Annotated in this window: 14 protein-coding genes and 7 tRNA genes; 20 read left to right on the top strand and 1 reads right to left on the bottom strand. The window is 38.6% G+C overall.

Annotated features, from left to right (window positions below; genetic code table 11):
• Positions 1–429: 429 nt before the first annotated feature.
• From CW745_RS03645 to CW745_RS03550, 20 genes are all read left to right on the top strand, one after another.
• On the top strand, positions 430–1683 hold the full coding sequence (locus CW745_RS03645; RefSeq protein ID WP_202973151.1) for a glycosyltransferase: 1254 nt from the start codon (positions 430–432) through the stop codon (positions 1681–1683).
• The gene (locus CW745_RS03640) at positions 1680–2867 is read left to right on the top strand and encodes a glycosyltransferase family 4 protein (RefSeq protein WP_101107168.1); all 1188 of its coding nucleotides are present in this window, start codon (positions 1680–1682) and stop codon (positions 2865–2867) included. The genes CW745_RS03645 and CW745_RS03640 overlap by 4 nt, the downstream gene beginning before the upstream one ends.
• A gap of 41 nt (positions 2868–2908) precedes the next feature.
• On the top strand, positions 2909–4300 hold the full coding sequence (locus CW745_RS03635) for an MBL fold metallo-hydrolase (protein ID WP_101107167.1): 1392 nt from the start codon (positions 2909–2911) through the stop codon (positions 4298–4300).
• Positions 4301–4539: 239 nt separating this feature from the next.
• A complete protein-coding gene (locus tag CW745_RS03630) occupies positions 4540–5190 on the top strand; it encodes an ABC transporter ATP-binding protein (RefSeq protein ID WP_101107166.1) in 651 nt (216 codons plus the stop codon).
• Between the two features lie 194 nt (positions 5191–5384).
• On the top strand, positions 5385–6293 hold the full coding sequence (cysD, locus tag CW745_RS03625; RefSeq protein ID WP_101107165.1) for a sulfate adenylyltransferase subunit CysD: 909 nt from the start codon (positions 5385–5387) through the stop codon (positions 6291–6293).
• Between the two features lie 97 nt (positions 6294–6390).
• Positions 6391–6750 (top strand): four helix bundle protein, encoded by a 360-nt coding sequence (locus CW745_RS03620; protein ID WP_101107164.1) that lies wholly within the window; start codon positions 6391–6393, stop codon positions 6748–6750.
• A gap of 48 nt (positions 6751–6798) precedes the next feature.
• Positions 6799–8211: a sulfate adenylyltransferase subunit CysN gene (gene cysN / locus CW745_RS03615; RefSeq protein ID WP_101107163.1), complete on the top strand. Its 1413-nt coding sequence runs from the start codon at positions 6799–6801 to the stop codon at positions 8209–8211.
• 81 nt (positions 8212–8292) lie between these two features.
• Entirely contained in the window at positions 8293–10020 is a 1728-nt protein-coding gene (locus CW745_RS03610; protein WP_101107162.1) for an SLC13 family permease, read from the top strand.
• Between the two features lie 176 nt (positions 10021–10196).
• Positions 10197–10832 (top strand): adenylyl-sulfate kinase, encoded by a 636-nt coding sequence (cysC, locus tag CW745_RS03605; RefSeq protein WP_101107161.1) that lies wholly within the window; start codon positions 10197–10199, stop codon positions 10830–10832.
• Between the two features lie 114 nt (positions 10833–10946).
• Complete coding sequence (wecA, locus tag CW745_RS03600) at positions 10947–12017, top strand: UDP-N-acetylglucosamine--undecaprenyl-phosphate N-acetylglucosaminephosphotransferase (RefSeq protein ID WP_101107160.1); 1071 nt, start codon at positions 10947–10949, stop codon at positions 12015–12017.
• Positions 12018–12031: 14 nt separating this feature from the next.
• The gene (locus CW745_RS03595) at positions 12032–12991 is read left to right on the top strand and encodes an acetyltransferase (protein ID WP_101107159.1); all 960 of its coding nucleotides are present in this window, start codon (positions 12032–12034) and stop codon (positions 12989–12991) included.
• A 164-nt stretch (positions 12992–13155) separates the two neighbouring features.
• A tRNA-Val gene (locus tag CW745_RS03590) sits at positions 13156–13231 on the top strand.
• Positions 13232–13285: 54 nt separating this feature from the next.
• A tRNA-Val gene (locus CW745_RS03585) sits at positions 13286–13361 on the top strand.
• 28 nt (positions 13362–13389) lie between these two features.
• Positions 13390–13465 (top strand) — tRNA-Val (locus CW745_RS03580).
• 57 nt (positions 13466–13522) lie between these two features.
• A tRNA-Val gene (locus CW745_RS03575) sits at positions 13523–13598 on the top strand.
• Positions 13599–13616: 18 nt separating this feature from the next.
• A tRNA-Met gene (locus CW745_RS03570) sits at positions 13617–13693 on the top strand.
• 142 nt (positions 13694–13835) lie between these two features.
• A tRNA-Met gene (locus tag CW745_RS03565) sits at positions 13836–13912 on the top strand.
• A gap of 43 nt (positions 13913–13955) precedes the next feature.
• Positions 13956–14032: transfer RNA gene (locus CW745_RS03560), tRNA-Met, on the top strand.
• 1246 nt (positions 14033–15278) lie between these two features.
• Positions 15279–15623 (top strand): hypothetical protein, encoded by a 345-nt coding sequence (locus CW745_RS03555; protein ID WP_101107158.1) that lies wholly within the window; start codon positions 15279–15281, stop codon positions 15621–15623.
• Between the two features lie 184 nt (positions 15624–15807).
• Positions 15808–16053, top strand: a complete 246-nt coding sequence (locus tag CW745_RS03550) for a Kazal-type serine protease inhibitor domain-containing protein (RefSeq protein ID WP_101107157.1) — start codon at positions 15808–15810, stop codon at positions 16051–16053.
• 310 nt (positions 16054–16363) lie between these two features.
• Here CW745_RS03550 and CW745_RS03545 read toward each other — a convergent pair whose 3' ends face one another.
• Entirely contained in the window at positions 16364–18862 is a 2499-nt protein-coding gene (locus tag CW745_RS03545; protein WP_193755532.1) for a substrate-binding domain-containing protein, read from the bottom strand.
• Positions 18863–19055 lie beyond the last annotated feature (193 nt).

Raw genomic sequence — 19055 nt, 5'->3', positions numbered from 1 at the left:
CTATGGCTAAATATAAAGTCCAAAGTTTTTAACATTGTCGTTAATGGATGATTGATCACGTTCGCTTTTAACGAATGTTTTTTCAAGTGAAGTCTGTGCCTATGCCGTCATGCCCAACCACTACATATCTATAACAGCCGGGGGAGTTGGTTTTTTGTGCATTTGGCTTATCAATTGAGTTAAAATTCTCAAATAAGGTTAGGATGTCCCCTTTCTTTTCTTGTTTCTTGTCTATTTTTTGACGAGAGTCCCCACATTCACTTGAGTTCGATGATTACTGCTATGATAAACTATTTCTACTATCATTTTTTAGTGTAAGTTTACATGCAGTGGGTAAAGTAGTTTATCATTTTTTACTGAGTCGAAAAGAGTGTTAAAGGTTTGACCAACTATCGTGTGTGTGTCTATTCGTGTCTATAAGTACCCTGTATGATTAAAAATAAAAACAATAAAAAAATTCACATGCTCGTTTGGAATGAGTTTCTTAACGATGCTCGTGTTTTAAAAGAAGCGCAAACTTTGCAAGGTGTTGGTTATCAGGTTACGGTGTTTGCATTACACACCCCCAATAAAACACAAGAGAAAGAGATATTAGCGAGTGGTGTGAAAGTGCAGCGTGTTGCACGCAGCCCTTTTTGGAAATTACGTGGTAAACATAAAAAACATGTTGATAATACTAAGCACGTTGTTACGCCAGTTAAAGTCAAATCACTCGCTACCCATCGTCAGATACTTCGCCTAATTGCACGTTTATCAACACATGCTGGTTTGTGTTATCAGATGGTTAAAAGCAAACCCGATGCCATTCATGCACATGATGTGAATGTACTACCGACTGCATGGTTTGCTTCAAAAATATGCCGAGTTCCATTGGTGTACGACGCCCATGAAATCAGCACTAGCCGTGAAGGTTACCAAGCCTTTCGTAATGTGGTTGGCTGGGTTGAAAAAAAACTGATGCCAAAAGCGGTGGCCACTATAACGACGACTGATATGCGTGCTAAATTTTTTGCGCGTGCTTACGGCATAGCAAGGCCTATTGTTTTACAAAATAGGCCTTGCTTGTCTGAAAATTATACCTCTAGTGTAAATAGTAATCGATTACGCAAAGAACTTGAACTAAAGCATGATGATTGGCCTATTATTGTTTATCAAGGTGGCTTACAACAGGGGCGAGGTTTACCCAAGTTAGTTGAATGTGCATCGAATGTGCCGAACGCTTATTTTGTATTTATCGGCGGCGGTCGCCAAACTACTGAACTGATGCAACTTGCAGAGCATCTTTGTGTGACAGGTAGAGTGAAGTTCATTCCGACAGTGGCATTAGCCGAACTACCTGAGTATACCGCTTCAGCTGATATTGGCGTTCAACCGATTGAAAATACTTGCTTGAATCATTTTTCTACCGATTCAAATAAACTGTTTGAATATATATTGGCTGAGCTACCGGTGGTGGCGACTAATTTTCCTGAGATTCGTAAAGTGGTACAACAATACCAAGTTGGTGAAGTTGTTCCTGACAACGATCTTAATGCGCTAGTGGTTGTGTTAAATAAATTGGTGTGTTCTCCTGAATTGCGAGAGGTATATAAAGGTAATGCTGTCAAGGCAGCTCCACATTTATGTTGGCAAGAGCAAGAGCATAAATTGGTTGAACTCTATCGACAGGCTCTCTATAAATGATGGTTAATAAAAAACGAGTGTTAATCCTAAGTTACTTTTTTGCCCCAGATATTTCTGCTTGCTCATTTAGAAGTCATGCATTAATTATTGCACTTGCTGAACAATACCCTAATGTCACTTTTGAGGTGGTCACAACAACCCCATCTCGTTATTCTTCATTTAAGCCGGCTATCAATAATATGAGCCACTTTGATAACGTCACGATTACGCGCATTGCAATCCCTTCACATAGTGGGCGGTTCATAGGTGAACTTTTTGCTGCCAGTTCGTTTTTCAGGCAAGTTATAAAAAAAGTCAAACGAGAAAAGTATGATCTTATTTATGCGACTTCAGCCAAATTATTAACCGCCTCTGTTGCTAGTTACTTATCACGTAAAAAAGATGCGCCTTTAGTGCTTGATATTCGAGATTTGTTTGCTGAAAATGTAAAAGATTTTTTCTCAGCTAAAGTGAAGTTTTTTCTGTTACCTGTGCTGACTTTTTTAAATTATTACACCTTTAAACAAGCTACCCATATTAATCTAGTTTCTTCTGGTTTTAAGCCATTCTTTTCCAAAAAGTATATTAGTGCTTCTCGTTCTTTTTATACAAATGGTATTGATGATGTTTTTTTAGCTGACAACCCTCGTTTTCCCTCTTCTAATTTTAAAACTCCCTTAACGGTTTTATATGCTGGTAATATAGGTCGCGCGCAAACATTAGAAAATGTTATTCCTAAAATTGCTCTGTTATTAGGGGAAACGGTTAAGTTTAAGGTAATTGGTGATGGCAGGCGAATGGCAAAGCTTATCGCTAAATTAGAGACGCTAAAGGTCACTAATGTTGAGGTCATTCCCCCTGTTGCTCGTGATGAGCTGCCTTATTATTATCAGCGTGCCGATGTGTTATTTCTGAATTTAGACAGTAGTGAATCGTTAAGTTATGTTATCCCTTCTAAACTGTTTGAGTATGCTGCCAGCGGTAAACCGATGTTATGTGGGGCAACTGGATTTACTCAACAATTTATAGAAACTGAAATTGACAATGCGCAGGTTTTTATACCCAACGACCCGAATTCTGCGGTTGAAAAGCTAAAGTTATTACGCCTTGAAAAATGTAGCAGACAGTCTTTTATTGATCAGTTTTCACGTAAAGTTATCATGCAACAGATGGCTAAAACGGTAATGAGTAAAATAGAGATGTAATTCCCCTGTATCTGTTATTACTTGAATAATAGGAGCTTAGTATGCAAATACTTCATCTCGGTGCTGTTAATGGCGTAACAGGCTCTTGCCACCAGTTAGTTATTGATTCGCAAAATAGCCTTTTGATAGATTGTGGTCTATTTCAAGGCGCTGAAACCTCTGGCCGTGGTGATGATGATTTGCTCTCCATTAAGTTTGATATTTCCACCGTTCAAGCGTTATTGGTGACCCATTGCCATATCGACCATGTTGGGCGCATTCCTTACCTGTTAGCTACTGGATTTACGGGGCCTATTATTGCGACTGAAGCAACGGCTGCTTTATTACCGATGGTGATTGAAGATGCTTTGAAGGTTGGTGTTACACGTAATCGTTCGATTATTAAAGCGTGTTTATCATTGTTAAAAAAACAGCTCGTTGCTGTGCCTTATAAAAAATGGTTTGCGCTTGATTTGCAAGGTGTGGTCAAAGGCAAAGTGAAGTTTCAACCTGCCGGACATATTCTTGGTTCTGCTTATATCGAAATTGATGTTAAACCCGAAAATCAGCAAGCGAAACGTATTGTTTTTTCGGGTGATCTCGGTGCTACCTATTCCCCTTTACTTGCGGCGCCTAAAAGCCCCTATAAAGCTGATATTGTTGTTATTGAAAGTACTTATGGTGATAAAAATCATCAAGGGCGAAAAGATCGCGCTAAAAGTTTAGAGAAAGTATTAGTCAAAGCGATTAGTGATAATGGTGTGGTGATTATTCCTGCGTTTAGTATTGGTCGTACGCAAGAGTTGTTGTATGAACTAGAGCAGATAGTGGGGCGATCAAAATATCAAAAGCTTGCTGATATTGAGGTGATTGTTGATTCGCCAATGGCAGCTAAATTCACTGAACATTACCAACACTTTCAAAAACTTTGGGATGCCGAAGCGAAACGGCGCGTAAAACAAGGTCGTCAGCCGTTAAACTTTGATAGTTTGTATACGGTAAATACGCATGCAGAGCATTTACAAACCATTGAATATTTAGCCAAACGTGACAAACCGGCGATTGTCATTGCCGCGAGTGGAATGTGTAGTGGCGGCCGTGTGGTTAATTATTTGCAACGTTTCATTAATGAACCCACCGCTGATGTTTTGTTTGTAGGTTATCAAGCGCGAGGTACATTAGGGGCTGATATTCAGCGTTATGGGCCTAGTGGTGGTTATGTATTTATTGATGGTGTTAAGTTAGATGTGAGGGCTGGGGTTCATACTATTTCTGGCTATTCTGCTCATGCAGACCAATTTAATTTGGTTAATTTTGTTAAACGAATACGCCACCAACCCAAGCAAGTAATTATTGTCCACGGTGATGATGGTGCTAAGCAAGCATTGGCAGAGAAGCTTGCATTAGAAGGTGTAAGTTCGCTAATTGGTAGTGATAAAGGTTTAATTCTTTAAAGACGATCACCACGCACACTTTATTCAACTGCGAAACGTTGTTTCGGTTTGAATTCATCAACAGAGCGCCTCGCTTACACAGAGGAAAACACAAGAAGTAAAAGGTTCAAAAAATAATTTTTCTCATTATTTCTCTGTGTCCCTCTGCATACTCTGTGGTGAATTGGTTTTTTATTAGATTGCTTGCTGTTATATTAGCGTTAACACTGCGATTGATTTTAAATAGATAGTTGAAACTTATGATTAAACTACAAAATCTCACCAAGTATTACCCTTCCGATTTAGGTAATCAGTATATATTTCAAGATATTAACTTCACCATTCCTGAAGGGCATAATATTGGCATTTTGGGGTCAAACGGTGCGGGTAAATCCACGTTGTTTCGTATTTTAGCGGGCAGTGAATATCCGAATAAGGGCAAAGTGATTACTGATAAAGCTATCTCTTGGCCTGTTGCTTTAGCAACGGGTATTCATCCGCAAATGACTGGGCGTGAAAACACACGTTTTATCGGTCGCGTGAATGGCGTTGCAGATTTAGATGAATATGAAGAGAAGGTGAAAAACTTCGCTGAATTAGGAATAAAGTATGATCTACCAGTAAAAAGTTACTCAAGTGGTATGCGCTCACGTCTTGCCTTTGGTTGTTGTATTGCAATCGACTTTGAGGTTTACCTTATCGATGAAGCAACATCGGTCGGAGACCAAAAATTCCGCAAAAAAGCCCGTCAAGCATTACTTGATAAAAGTAAAACTGCAAATGTGATCATGGTAAGCCATGATATTAAAGAGATTGAAGAGTTTTGTGATAGTGCAATTATTTTACACCAGGGGGGATTAACTTTTTATTCCGATCTCGCTGAAGCTATTGCTATCTATAGGGAACTTTAATTTATCTTTTTTTAGTTAATTAGTTTGAATCATCGCTTTTAAAACTATTATAACTAATTGCTTTTGTTGCTTAATGACAAAAAATTCTATGTTATAGCATTCTAACATCAATAAACTCCCTTGATATTATTAACTATGTCGGCACATTAGGGCATAATCATTCGCAACTACATCATGTTTAACGAAGGAAAGTCATGAATAAAAATAGATTAACTCACCTGAAAGCATTGGAAGCTGAGTCAATTCAAATTATGCGCGAAGTAGCCGCTGAATTTGATAACCCAGTAATGCTTTACTCAATTGGTAAAGATTCTTCAGTACTTCTGCATTTAGCACGTAAAGCATTTTACCCAGGTAAAATCCCATTTCCTTTATTGCATGTAGATACAGACTGGAAATTCAAAGAGATGATTGAATTTCGCGATAACTTAGCGAAAAAATATGATTTTGAGTTGCTTGTTCATAAAAACCCTGAAGGGTTAGCAATGGGTATGGGACCTTTTACACATGGCAGCGCTAAGCATACCGATGTGATGAAAACACAGGGTCTTAAACAGGCTTTAGATGCGGGTGGTTTTGATGCTGCTTTTGGTGGCGCGCGTCGTGACGAAGAAAAATCTCGTGCTAAAGAGCGTGTATATTCGTTCCGTGACAAGAAGCACCGTTGGGATCCTAAAAACCAACGTCCTGAGCTTTGGAATATCTATAACTCTAAAGTTGACCGTGGTGAAAGTATTCGTGTATTCCCGCTTTCTAACTGGACTGAGCTTGATATCTGGCAGTACATTTATCAAGAAGAGATTGAGATGGTTCCACTGTACTTCTCTGCGCCTCGTCCTGTTGTTGAACGTGATGGCTCACTTATTATGGTAGATGATGATCGTATGCCACTTGAAGAAGGTGAAGTCCCTGAAATGAAAAGCGTCCGTTTCCGTACGTTAGGCTGTTACCCATTAACAGGTGCCATTGAATCTGAAGCTAAAACATTACCTGAAATTATCCAAGAGATGTTATTAACTACGACATCTGAACGTCAAGGCCGTGTTATCGATAATGACTCAGCTGGTTCAATGGAAAAGAAAAAGATGGAAGGTTACTTCTAAGCGAAGGCTTAGAGATAGGCTAAAAGGCTCAAAGCTAGAAGGCAAGAAAGCAAAACCTTCAAGCATTACAGCCTTCTAGATTTGTATTGGAGTGTTAATGGATTTTGAGAAGTTAAGTGTATGGCAGGAATCAAAGCAACTGGCTGTTGAATTATACCTTCACTTTCAAACCTCTCGAGATTATGGATTTAAAGATCAGATAACACGCTCAGGTTTATCGATACCGAGTAATATTGCTGAAGGTATGTCACGCAAAACGGCGAAAGATAAATGCCACTTTTTAGTGATTGCCAAAGCCTCTTGTGCTGAATTAAGAACGCAAGTTTATATTGGTATTGATATCGGTTATATCGGTAGCGAAGCTGGGCAACAATGGCTCGATAAAACGCGCCATATTGCAGCTATGTTATCTGGCTTAATAAAGAGAATAAATGAGGATGCGAAGAATTTGCCTTAATGCCTTTACGCATTATAGCTTTCTCGCCTTTGTTTTAAGGAATTTAAAATGTCTAATGAGCAAAATTTATTAGCGACAGATATCGAAGGGTATCTTCGCGCACACGAAAACAAAGATATGATGCGTTTTATCACTTGTGGTAGCGTAGATGACGGTAAATCAACACTGATTGGTCGTCTGTTATACGATAGTAAGATGATTTTTGAAGATCACATGGCCGCTATTGAAAAAGATTCAAAGAAATTTAATACGACCGATGAATCATTTGATTTAGCGTTATTGGTAGATGGTCTTCAGTCAGAGCGTGAACAGGGTATTACTATTGACGTTGCATACCGTTACTTTGCAACTGAGAAACGCAAATTTATTATTGCGGACACTCCTGGGCATGAGCAGTATACACGTAACATGGCCACCGGTGCTTCTACCTGTGATTTAGCGATTATTCTAATCGATGCGCGTCACGGTGTACAAGTTCAAACGCGTCGTCACTCTTATATCTGTTCGCTATTGGGTATTAAGCACGTTGTTATCGCTGTGAACAAAATGGATGCGGTTGGATACGATCAAGAAGTTTACAAAAAAATCAAATCTGATTACCGTGAGTTTGCTGAGCAGTTAAACATTGCTGATGTGCGCTTTGTGCCAATTTCTGCATTGAAAGGCGATAACGTAGTTAACCAAAGTGCCAATATGCCTTGGTACCCAGGTTCTCCGTTAATGCGTTTGTTAGATTCTGTGCAAATTAATAGCGACACTAACGAAAAGTTCCGTTTAGGCGTGCAATATGTTAATCGCCCTAACCTAAACTTCCGTGGTTTTGCCGGTACTATCGCATCGGGTGAAATTCGTGTAGGTGATACCATTGAAGCATTACCTTCTGGTAAGCAAAGTAAAGTGAAAGAGATTGTTACTTTTGACGGTAATATTGAGTCTGCATTTGAAGGCATGGCGATCACGTTAACGCTAGAAGATGAAATCGATATTAGTCGTGGTGACATGATTGTTCGTCCACATGAAAAACCTGAATCAAGCAAAAACTTTGTTGCTGATGTGGTTTGGATGGATGAAAATGCATTACATGTTGATCGTGAATACATTGTTAAAGTCGGTACTAACTCAACAGTTGGCTCTGTGGTTGCGATTAACTCTAAAACTGATGTAAATACAATGGAGCAAACCGCGGCTACGCAACTTGAATTAAATGAGATAGGTAGTTGTAACTTTGAGGTCGCTGAACACGTTCAGTTTGATGCATATAATGAAAACCGTGGTACAGGCGCATTCATTATTATTGACCGCCTAAGCAATGCTACGGTTGGTGCTGGTATGATTCGTGGCTCAATTGAAGCAGTTAAACAAGAACAAGAACACGCTTACAGCGCGTTTGAAGTTGAATTTAACGCATTAGTTCGTAAACATTTCCCGCATTGGGAAGCAAAAGACGTAACAAAGCTTTAAGGCTATAGGGCTTGAAGGCTTGAAGGCAAAACCTGCTTTCCAGCCTTCCTGCCTTCCTGCTTTAAGCTTTTAGGCTTTCTTATGACACTTCAATCCTATTTCGTACTCGCTGTATTCCTTTCTACTATTATCGGTTTAATAAAATATCAACAACGTCCTAGTCTGGTGTTTGGTATTGCTTTATTAGCCTTATTTTCAACCGATATGGTTTCTACTGAGCAAGTGATAAAAAGTCTTTCTAATCAAGGTTTATTAACCTTAATATTATTAATGCTATGCTCTATTGCATTAGAAAAAACGCGTTTGTTGCGTTTAGTTGCAATGAAAGTTATTAAGCCAAGTTATCAAGCAACTTGGACCCGTTTATTTGGCTTTACTGTTATTTCATCAGCGCTACTTAATAATACCGCTGTCGTCTCAACTATGCTCGCGCCAATTCGTAATAACCCCCATCACTCTGCAAGTAAGTTATTGATACCTCTATCCTATGCTGCTATTTTAGGGGGGACATTAACCTTGGTAGGTACCTCTACTAATCTCATTGTAAACAGTTTAGTACTCGACGCTAATTTACCCTCTCTTGGTTTTTTTGACTTCACTCTAGTCGGTTTATGTTTGGTATTTGCCTGTGGATTCACGCTCTATTTTTGTGGGCACTTTTTGCCCGATCGTAAAGCGCAAAATGTAAAGGCTGAATCCTATTTTATTGAAGCGAAAATTAGTCCCGACTCCAGTTTAGTAGGGAAAAGTGTTGAGCAAAATGGATTGCGTCATTTGCAATCTTTATTCTTAGTAGAAATTTTACGTGGTGAAAGGTTGTTGAGTGCAATTGCGCCTAGCGAAATTTTACAAGCAAACGATAAACTTATTTTTAGTGGCGATATCTCAAAAGTTAGCCAGTTGAATATGTTTGATGGCCTATCAATATTTGCAGAAAACAATGGTTTATCCATCGATAATTTACGCGAAGTGGTAGTTAGGCCGGAAAGTATCCTTACCCGTAAAACGCTTAAGCAGGTGGGATTTCGTTCGCTATTTGATGCTGCCGTTGTTGCTATTAAGCGTGATGGTGAGAAGGTATCGGGCAAAATTGGTCGTTTAAAAATTAAGCCCGGTGATTTTTTAGTGTTAGCTGTGGGGGAAGATTTTAAATCGCGTCGTAATATTCGTAAGAATTTTATTTTACTCTCCGATGTTGAACTGGACTCCCGTTTGTCTGGCGCGAAAGAATGGCTAGCTGTTGCTGGGTTCTTAACTGCAATTGTTGTCTCTGCGCTTGGTATCCTTCCACTGTTTAAATCAGTTTTATTGCTGCTTGGCATTCTTTTATTAACGGGATGTTTTAGTACCAATGAATTGTTACGTCGTTTTCCGACAGATATTTGGGTCATTATTTCATCTGCGATTGTACTTTCCTATGCATTACAAAATAGTGGCGTTATCGATAGCTTTACACAACTGATTAGCGAAAATAATCAAGCGTTTAGCCCTTTGATGGCCTTAATTGCGGTTTATATTATTACTTGGTTATTGACTGAGTTAGTAACCAATAATGCTGCCGCTGCATTGGTTTTTCCTATCGCTTATGGGTTAGCCATGAGTATTGATGCCAATCCAATGGCCTTTATCATGGCCGTCGCTTTTGGTGCAAGTGCCAGCTTTATTAGCCCCTATGGCTATCAAACAAACTTAATGGTATTTAATGCTGGGCAATATAAATTAAATGATTTTATTAAGATTGGCGTTCCCGTCAGCATTGCTTATAGCTTGACTGCGGTGACGATGATCGTTGTTGTTTTTGGATTGTAGAAATAAGCTTTAAGGCTTAAAAGCGCGAAGGCTGGAACGCTAGGTGCGTTTATCCTACGTGCATTATTATTGTTAATTATAAAAAATGCTGTAAGGCGATATAGCTAGAGGTGAGGGGGTGAAAACCTTTAAGCCTTCAAGCTCTGTTTTCATTCTAGCTTTTTTTGGAGGATTTTATGAGTACCCCTTACGTAGAAAAAAAAGTTGATGGTGAAAAATCATCGGATGTTGTTTGGCATAATGCGAGTGTGTCGCATGAAGATCATATCAAACTAAACGGTCATAAAGCTGCTGTACTATGGTTTACTGGATTAAGTGGGTCAGGGAAGTCAACGGTTGCAAATGCAGTAGATCTTATGTTGCACCAGATGGATGTAAAAACTTATGTGTTAGATGGTGATAATGTACGTCATGGTCTAAATGGAGATCTTGGTTTTTCTGATGCCGATCGTGTTGAAAATATTCGCCGAGTATCAGAAGTTGCAAAATTATTTGCTGATGCTGGGTTGCTTGTTTCTACAGCATTCATATCTCCCTTTATCTCTGATCGTGAAATGGTGAGAGAGTCATTACCAAATAAGCAATTCATTGAAGTGTTTATCGATACACCATTATCGGTTTGTGAGTCTCGTGATCCGAAAGGGTTATATAAAAAGGCACGTGCTGGTGAGATTAAAAACTTCACGGGTATCGACTCGGCATATGAAGCCCCTGTGTCGCCAGAAGTACATGTAAAAACTGATGAGAAATCGATTCAAGACTGTGCATTGCAAGTTATTGAATATCTCAAAAGTGAGGGATTCATTCAATAACAGCATTGAAATTCAAATAAAGCATAAAAAAGAAAGCACATAGATTGTATAACCATAAACTGTGGTTATACTCTTTTGTTTAATATTTTATTAAGATTTCCATAGAATGATTTTATGCTTTTAACCTTATTATTCGCTTTTTGTCTTGCAAGTTTTACACTTTGCATTTTGTATCCTATTGCGATTAAAGTTGGCTTTGTGGACCGTCCAACTTCTCGTAAACTTCACCAAGGTAACATCCCTCTGATCGGTGGCGTTTCCATCTTTTTACCTATTGTTATTCTGCTCTTTTTTGTCCCCGATGTAATCTCAAATAGCCAAGTGTTTATCTGTTGTAGTGGCTTACTGTTATTAATTGGCTTGATCGACGACAAATTTGATTTAAGTGTTTTTATACGTGTACTACTGATTACCGCTATCTCTATCTGGTTAGTTGTCTTTGCTGATATAAAAATTCATCACCTTGGTGATTTAATAGGTTTCGGGGATCTTTTTTTAAATAATGCTGAGATATTGTTTACTGTGATTGCCATTATTGGTGCGGTCACTGCATTTAATATGGTCGATGGACTCGATGGCCTGCTAGGGGGGTTGTCCATGGTGACATTTTCTGCGTTGGCGGTTTTATTTGCATTGAATGGTCAGACTAATTTATTGTTATTTAATACAGTTATTATTGTATCGATCATCCCCTATGTTTTGTGTAATTTGGGGCTAATACCGAAACGAAAAATGAAAGTCTTTATGGGTGACTCAGGAAGTTTATTTATTGGCTTTACTGTTATTTGGTTATTAATAGAAGGAAGTCAGCGTGAGTTTGGGCCACAGATGGACAACCAAATCAAACCTGTCACCGCACTTTGGATCATTGCAATTCCATTGATGGATATGGCCTATACCATGTTGCGTCGCATTCGAAAACAACAATCTCCCTTTAAAGCAGACCGTGAGCATATTCACCATGTCTGTGAGCGCCTTGGTTTATCGTCAATACAAACGCTGGTATTGATTTGTTGCATAGCGGTTGTGTTCGCTTTAATCGGCGTTATTGGTGAAATTATGCAGCTCTCTGAAATGTTTATGTTTATTGCTTTTATAGTCACCTTTATAGGTTATTATCTTTGTTTCACCCATATCTGGAAAGTTACGGTTTTTCTGCGTAACTTATCTTGCCGTATTAAATAACACCATGGATTCTTATGTTTTACGATATTTTTAACGGTGATGCAGATGGCATTATCGCATTACTTCAATTACGCCTAGCAAACCCCGCTGATAGTCAGTTAGTGACTGGAGTTAAGCGTGATATTCAACTGGTAAAAGGAGTGAATGTCAAAGCGGGAGATACACTCACAATTTTAGATATTTCCATGGAAAAGAATATCCAAGGGCTTAATGATGCTTTAAACAATGGCGCTTGTGTTTTTTATGCAGATCACCACCGCGCTGGTGATATCCCTGATCATACAAACCTTGAAGCACATATCGATTTAGATGCAAATACTTGTACTGGTTTGATTGTTGATAAGCTATTAGATGGTAAATACCATGCGTGGGCTATTACAGCCGCTTACGGTGATAACTTAATTGCCAAAGCAGACGAACTATCAAAGCAAGCAGGGTATACACGAGCGCAAGCAGAGCAGTTAAAAGAGATTGGTACCTTAATTAATTACAATGGTTATGGCGCTTCTATTGCTGATTTACACTTTGATCCTGCTGATCTATATCGCGCTTTATTAGCATATCCTTCACCTTTTGATCTTATTGCTGATCTAAATTCACCTTTTTATAAGCTTCAGAAAGCTTATAAATCGGATATGGAAAACGCACTATCAATTACTGCTCTGTATGAAAGTGAGCTACTTTCTGTATTTGAATTGCCTAATGAAGCTTGGTCTCGACGTATTAGTGGGGTTTACGGTAACTTATTAGCCAATCAATCGGTTGATAGCGCCCATGCTGTGTTAACAAAAAACAGTGACGGTACTTATCTTGTTTCACTGCGAGCACCGCTAAAAAATAAACAAGGGGCAGGGGATATCTGCATTAAATTTGCAACAGGCGGTGGTCGAGCTGCTGCCGCTGGTATTAATGCGTTACCTGTCCAGCAGCTTAACGATTTTATTAAACAGGTTGAAGAGCATTATCTGGGGTAATCCGTTTAATCATTAACCTTTATGCAGGCATAATAATCAGGTTGTTTAAGAGTTGAGCAGTCGACAAATTGATTTTAATAAAGTGCTTGCATCAACCAATCAGGTTCTATATTATTCGCCTCGTTCCCAAGGCAATGCCAAAAAGAACAGCGTTATATTGAATTGGGCGATTAGCTCAGTTGGGAGAGCACCGCCCTTACAAGGCGGGGGTCACTGGTTCAAGCCCAGTATCGCCCACCAATTCAATTTACACCTCTTAACAACAAGAGAATAAAGAGTTGTTATTTTAATTATGGGCGATTAGCTCAGTTGGGAGAGCACCGCCCTTACAAGGCGGGGGTCACTGGTTCAAGCCCAGTATCGCCCACCATAATTAAAATGTTTAGTGTATGTAATGTGGGCGATTAGCTCAGTTGGGAGAGCACCGCCCTTACAAGGCGGGGGTCACTGGTTCAAGCCCAGTATCGCCCACCACATCATATACTAGATCTTCTATTGTATTTCGAAGTAAAATCACTACAATTATATCATGGGCGATTAGCTCAGTTGGGAGAGCACCGCCCTTACAAGGCGGGGGTCACTGGTTCAAGCCCAGTATCGCCCACCATGATATTCCAATAACGGACGCGAGATGGAGCAGCTTGGTAGCTCGTCGGGCTCATAACCCGAAGGTCGTAGGTTCAAATCCTGCTCTCGCAACCAACTTTCGACTTTTAGAAAAGTAATGACCGCTTGTCGGGCTAGCTCTTCATAAATAGGCGAAGGGCGTAGGTAGGTTTATTAATCCTGCTCTCGCAACCAATTTTGATTTGCAAAGCATTAGAAAAGAAACACCAATAACGGACGCGAGATGGAGCAGCTTGGTAGCTCGTCGGGCTCATAACCCGAAGGTCGTAGGTTCAAATCCTGCTCTCGCAACCAATTTTGATTTGCAAAGTATTAGAAAAGAAACACCAATAACGGACGCGAGATGGAGCAGCTTGGTAGCTCGTCGGGCTCATAACCCGAAGGTCGTAGGTTCAAATCCTGCTCTCGCAACCAATTTCAAGCAACATATTCCTAATAGCCCCCCCAAAAAAATAAAAAACAGACAACATAAAATAGATTTATCTATTATTTTATTTGTAGTTCGTCGGGCTAGCTCTTAATAAACAGTCGAAGGTCGTAGTATGTTTATCAAATCCTACTCTCGCAACCAACTTCAAGTAACATATTCCTAATCCTCCCCAAAAAAATAAAAAACCGACAACATAAAATAGATTTATCTATTATTTGATTTGTAGTTCGTTGGGCTAGCTCTTCATAAACAAGCGAAGGTCGTAGTATGTTTATCACCGAAGGTCGTAGGTTCAAATCCTGCTCTCGCAACCAACTTCAAGTAACATATTCCTAATCCCCCCCCCCAAAAAAAAACCGACAACATAAAATAGATTTATCTATTATTTGATTTGTAGTTCGTCGGGCTAGCTCTTCATAAACAAGCGAAGATCGTAGTATGTTTATCAAATCCTGCTCTCGCAACCAATATCACTGTAAATTATTTCTATAAAACTCCAAATCAATACCTAACTCTCAACCTTCAAGCGCTAATAAATACTGATAAAGTTTAAAAAGCTTTTTTATATATAAATATAATTTTCAGCTAAGAATTAACTATCCTTCCCAAAGATCCTAATTTACTCCTTTTATTATTTCTATTACGGTTGATAGCAAACGATAAACCTATATTACTGGTTAAAGAAACCAATCTCTTCGTTAAAATGTTTGTAAAGGGAACAACCATTTGAATCAATTTTCGCCTTGAACTAACTCCTTTTTCCTGCGTAATATTTGATCTCTATATTAGTGGAATTGGTATAATAAAAATAAGGCGTTTGATTGGGAAATAGCTGGCTATTGGAATTGAAAATAATGGCATAATCATTGATTTTACCAGCAATATTGATCAGATAGTTATCTAGGTCGGTATTACTTGTTAAAATTTACGCTACGTGTTTTGAAGTGAGAATAACTATCTCCTGCTACTCGTATATTAATAGTGATAATTTTCCTAAATCAGCTTTCCAACTGTATTTAAAGCTTCCCTGCTTGCTTATCATCCTTGGTAGCAATAATTCCTGTTGCAAATTTGATAAAATAGGGAATGATAAGAGCATATCCTACACGCTGTAATGGATGCGCGTGATTTAATTTACCTCACTAGCGAAGTATTTAACGGATAAACTAGGCTGTCATCGGCGCATACAAGGTAAGTTGATGATGCAATAAATCAAAAGGAGTTGTAATAATGGCTGTTAGCGTAAACGAAGTTGAAGTATTAAAAGAGCATTTTTTAAAAGTGGTCGAGCGATCTGAGCATCTCTCCACCAATGTAAATGAAATCATCTATCCTCTTCTTGGATTTATCATCTTAACCATGGATGAACAATCAGATATTCAGGTGAGAAGTGGTGACACTGAAACAGGCAATATGCTTTGGTTTACTACTAATGGGAAACGTTATGCTTTTCGTTATGAGGCTGATGAGCAGTCTATCGTAATACGTAAAGGTAACTTTACAGGTCAGCTTATTGCTAAAGTTAATAATTCAACCTCGACCCACGATCTTAAAATTATATTTAATCAGTTATAAATATTGTGGCGCTATTAAAGTACTCTCTTTTAGTGATGTTAGGTTTTAGCATTTTTATAATGTTGTGTAAATTATCTGTTTGACAGACAGTGCTATCGTATAATATGTACTGATAACGTTTTTATTTGCAGTACGGCACTTTTTAACCCTTTATTGTCTAACCCACACTTATAAGTAGGTATTTATGAAATATTTAATTAAATTAGGTTTGTTATCCACGTGTTTTTTTCTGTTTTCTTGTACATCGAATCAGAGTGCACAGGATGAAGGCCTTAAGCAATGTACAGAGCCGAGACCGGAAGTTTGTACAATGGAATATGCACCCGTATGTGGCACTGATAACAAAGGCGAAACTCAAACCTATGCGACGGGTTGTACTGCTTGCGCAGATGCTCAAGTTGTTGCGTATCATGAAGGAGAGTGTCAATAGCCTTTATGTTTGGTAGATACTCGTTACCTGACGAGAAGGGCGCTGATGTTTGAATTAAAAGCAAAACTGCTTCTAAGCTGAAACTAAATTTACTGATAATGATTAAGCAGCATCACAGAATTTTGAACGCCTTCGAATTAATGATTAGCTAGTTTGCGTATATTAGCTAATCATTACTTTTACTTGCTCGCTAATGGTGATATTGACTTGTATCTCCTCACTTCCATTTCTTGATACGAGCCACACCGTTCTATATTCAAGTTCTTTTCTTTTCTTGCACAATTTATCTGCTAATTAAAATAACTGATCGTTAATTGATATCTTGATCTGTGCTAAGTGCTTTTTTTATATCAACAGGAAAGCTTAGCTGTATTCTAGTACCTTGAGCCACGTTACAAATTTTTAGCTTTCCATGAAGGTTTTTTCGAACAATATTATGAATGGTTGTTAATCCTAAGCCCACGTGTCCTTGGTTCCGTTTAGTGGTGAAAAAAGGCTCAAGTATATGGTTACGATCGTGGTCAGAAATACCACAACCATCATCCTCATAAATTATCATAATCTGCTCTTCATCTTGCTCTGCTGAAATGGTGATACAGCCTCTTTCATCGAGCTTATAAGCATGACATAGCGAATTATCAATAAATGCCATTAACACTTGAACCAGTGATCTCGGGTAACTATAAGCAACCAGCTTACTAGGACTGTTGATTGTCACTTGGTGATGAGCTTTATTGAGGCGGTTACGCATTGGTACGATCGCATCTTCAATGGTTTCTTTGATAAAGAGCGTCCGTAATTGCGTAGGATCATGCTCAATCGCTAAGTTTTTAAAACTGTTTACTAAGTCGCTAGAGCGCCCTAAATTAACTAAATTCGCTTTACCTGCTTTATTAAGTAATGCCAGTTGTGCATTTAACTCACTTTTCTTGACAGGGCCGTTATTAATGAGTTGTTCTATTTTTTCTGTAGTATCAACGATCAATGAGGAGTAAGTGATGCTTACACCAAGCGGTGTGTTCATCTCATGGGCTACATCTGCTACTAGCTTTCCCAATGCCGCAAGTTTTTCTGTTTCAATAAGTCGTTGTTGTGTTTTTTGTAAATCTTGTAAGGTGCTTTCAAGTTGCCCTCTTTTTTGCTCATTTTCTGATATGGTTTGTAAGCGTTTTAAAATGCTACTGAAATGCCAGCTCAATGTTTGGCTTAAATCCAAAATATCATTATTCAAATCTAAGAGCACGATACCTATTTTTTCACGGCTTAATGTTAATGGCATGACGATGGCATTACTCTTACCACGCTGGAAAAAGTCATCAAATATGCTAGTTAAACAGATTGGGCTTGCTTCTGAAGGGATCGATAATTGTTGTTGATTATAAGAAAAAGTCATGCGCAAATTATCGAGTTTCTTCCCTCTTTCTTGATACAGTAAAATGGCACAGCGGTTGATATATTGACTGCCTAATAGCTTGTGACTCATCTCATAGAACTGTTTCAAGCTGGTCGCTTGATGTAATTTTTGATTAACGAAGTTGAGTTGATTGTAATTTTCTTCTGTTTGATATTGCGCTAGTGCAGAGGTACGTTGAATGATGGAGTGGGCATTAAGTGCGGCTTGTTGGAAAATTGCATTTAATAAACGCTCTTCAAATTTGTGTTGCACATGATTTTTCAAGTTTGCTAATAAGTTTAAAATGAAGGGGATTTTTTCCTGCGGGGCGCTCTGGTTGTCCATAAATAAACTAAAAGCGTTATAGAAAACGACTTCAGTTTCTCCATTGCAGACTTTTTCTAAACTGCTTAACAGCTGCATTAGCAGTAAGCTGTTAATCGTTAGATTTTCTTGGTAACTGCCAATCATGCTATCGATAAACATGTTGTCATCATTTTCTTCGTTTTCTGTTCTCGCTATAAAAGGAAATTGCTGATGACCATAACAACCACAGGACTCATGGATGACTGGCAATGATTCAACTTCTATCAACTGTGCAATCGGATTACCATTTACTTTTTCGAATAACTGTAAAGCTGCTGTTTGGCCAAGCTTCTGAAAGGGTTGTTGCACGCTAGTTATTGATGGAACACAGTTTTTAGCAAAACGAGCATCATCAAAGCCTGTGACGATAATTTCTGAAGGCACCGAGATTTTTTGTTCTTTTAAGGCGTTTATTACGCCTAAGGCTGTGTCATCATCGACACAAACGATCGCATCGGGTAAGCAACTTTTAGGTTTTTTCATTAATTCTGCAACCGCAGCGACACCCGCTTCCATGGAAAAGTTACCCGGCAGAATAAACTCTTCATTAATGCTTATTTGGTTATCCGCTAATGCATCATGAAAAGCATTAAAGCGTTGTTCTGCTTCTTCATGTGTCTCTGGGCCCTTGATAAAGGCAAAGTTGTTACAATCGTGGGCGCTTATTAAATGCTCTGTCAGCTTATACATACCTTGATAATTAGAAATAACAACGGAGGGGATATTGGGTAATTGTAAGGAGATATTAACAACAGGAATGGGACTAAAACTATTACAAAAGGCTTCTACCTCCTCTTTACTTATTAATTGCCCAATCGCACCACCATAGATAATAATGCCATCAAAGTCTCCTTTTTGAGCAAGTTCATAGGCTGTATTATCTGCAAGATCGGAACAAAGCGTCTCTTTTCCTTGTAGAGCCCCGCCCACAAAAACCGTTAAATCGACCTCTTTATCCTGTAAAGCCTCCTTCATTCCCAAATACAATTCTCGGCCCATTTGATTAGTAAATAATGACGTTAAATAGGCAAAGGAGTATCGTTTTTTCATCGTTTCTCGCACAGAACATAAATGGTGTTTAACAGTATAGGCTATGCAGTTAAAGAAAAAAATGTTAATCATTGTTGCTGACTTTAGAAGCTATAAAATTAGCGGTAATTAACATATTTACCTGTAACAACAGGTAGTTTCTGTGACTTATGATAAATAAAAAAACAGATCATTGTGGATACTGTCGTGAATA

Origin of the sequence: Psychromonas sp. psych-6C06 (assembly GCF_002835465.1) — a bacterium.
GTDB lineage: Bacteria > Pseudomonadota > Gammaproteobacteria > Enterobacterales > Psychromonadaceae > Psychromonas.
This window is presented reverse-complemented; position numbering and strand designations above follow the sequence as displayed.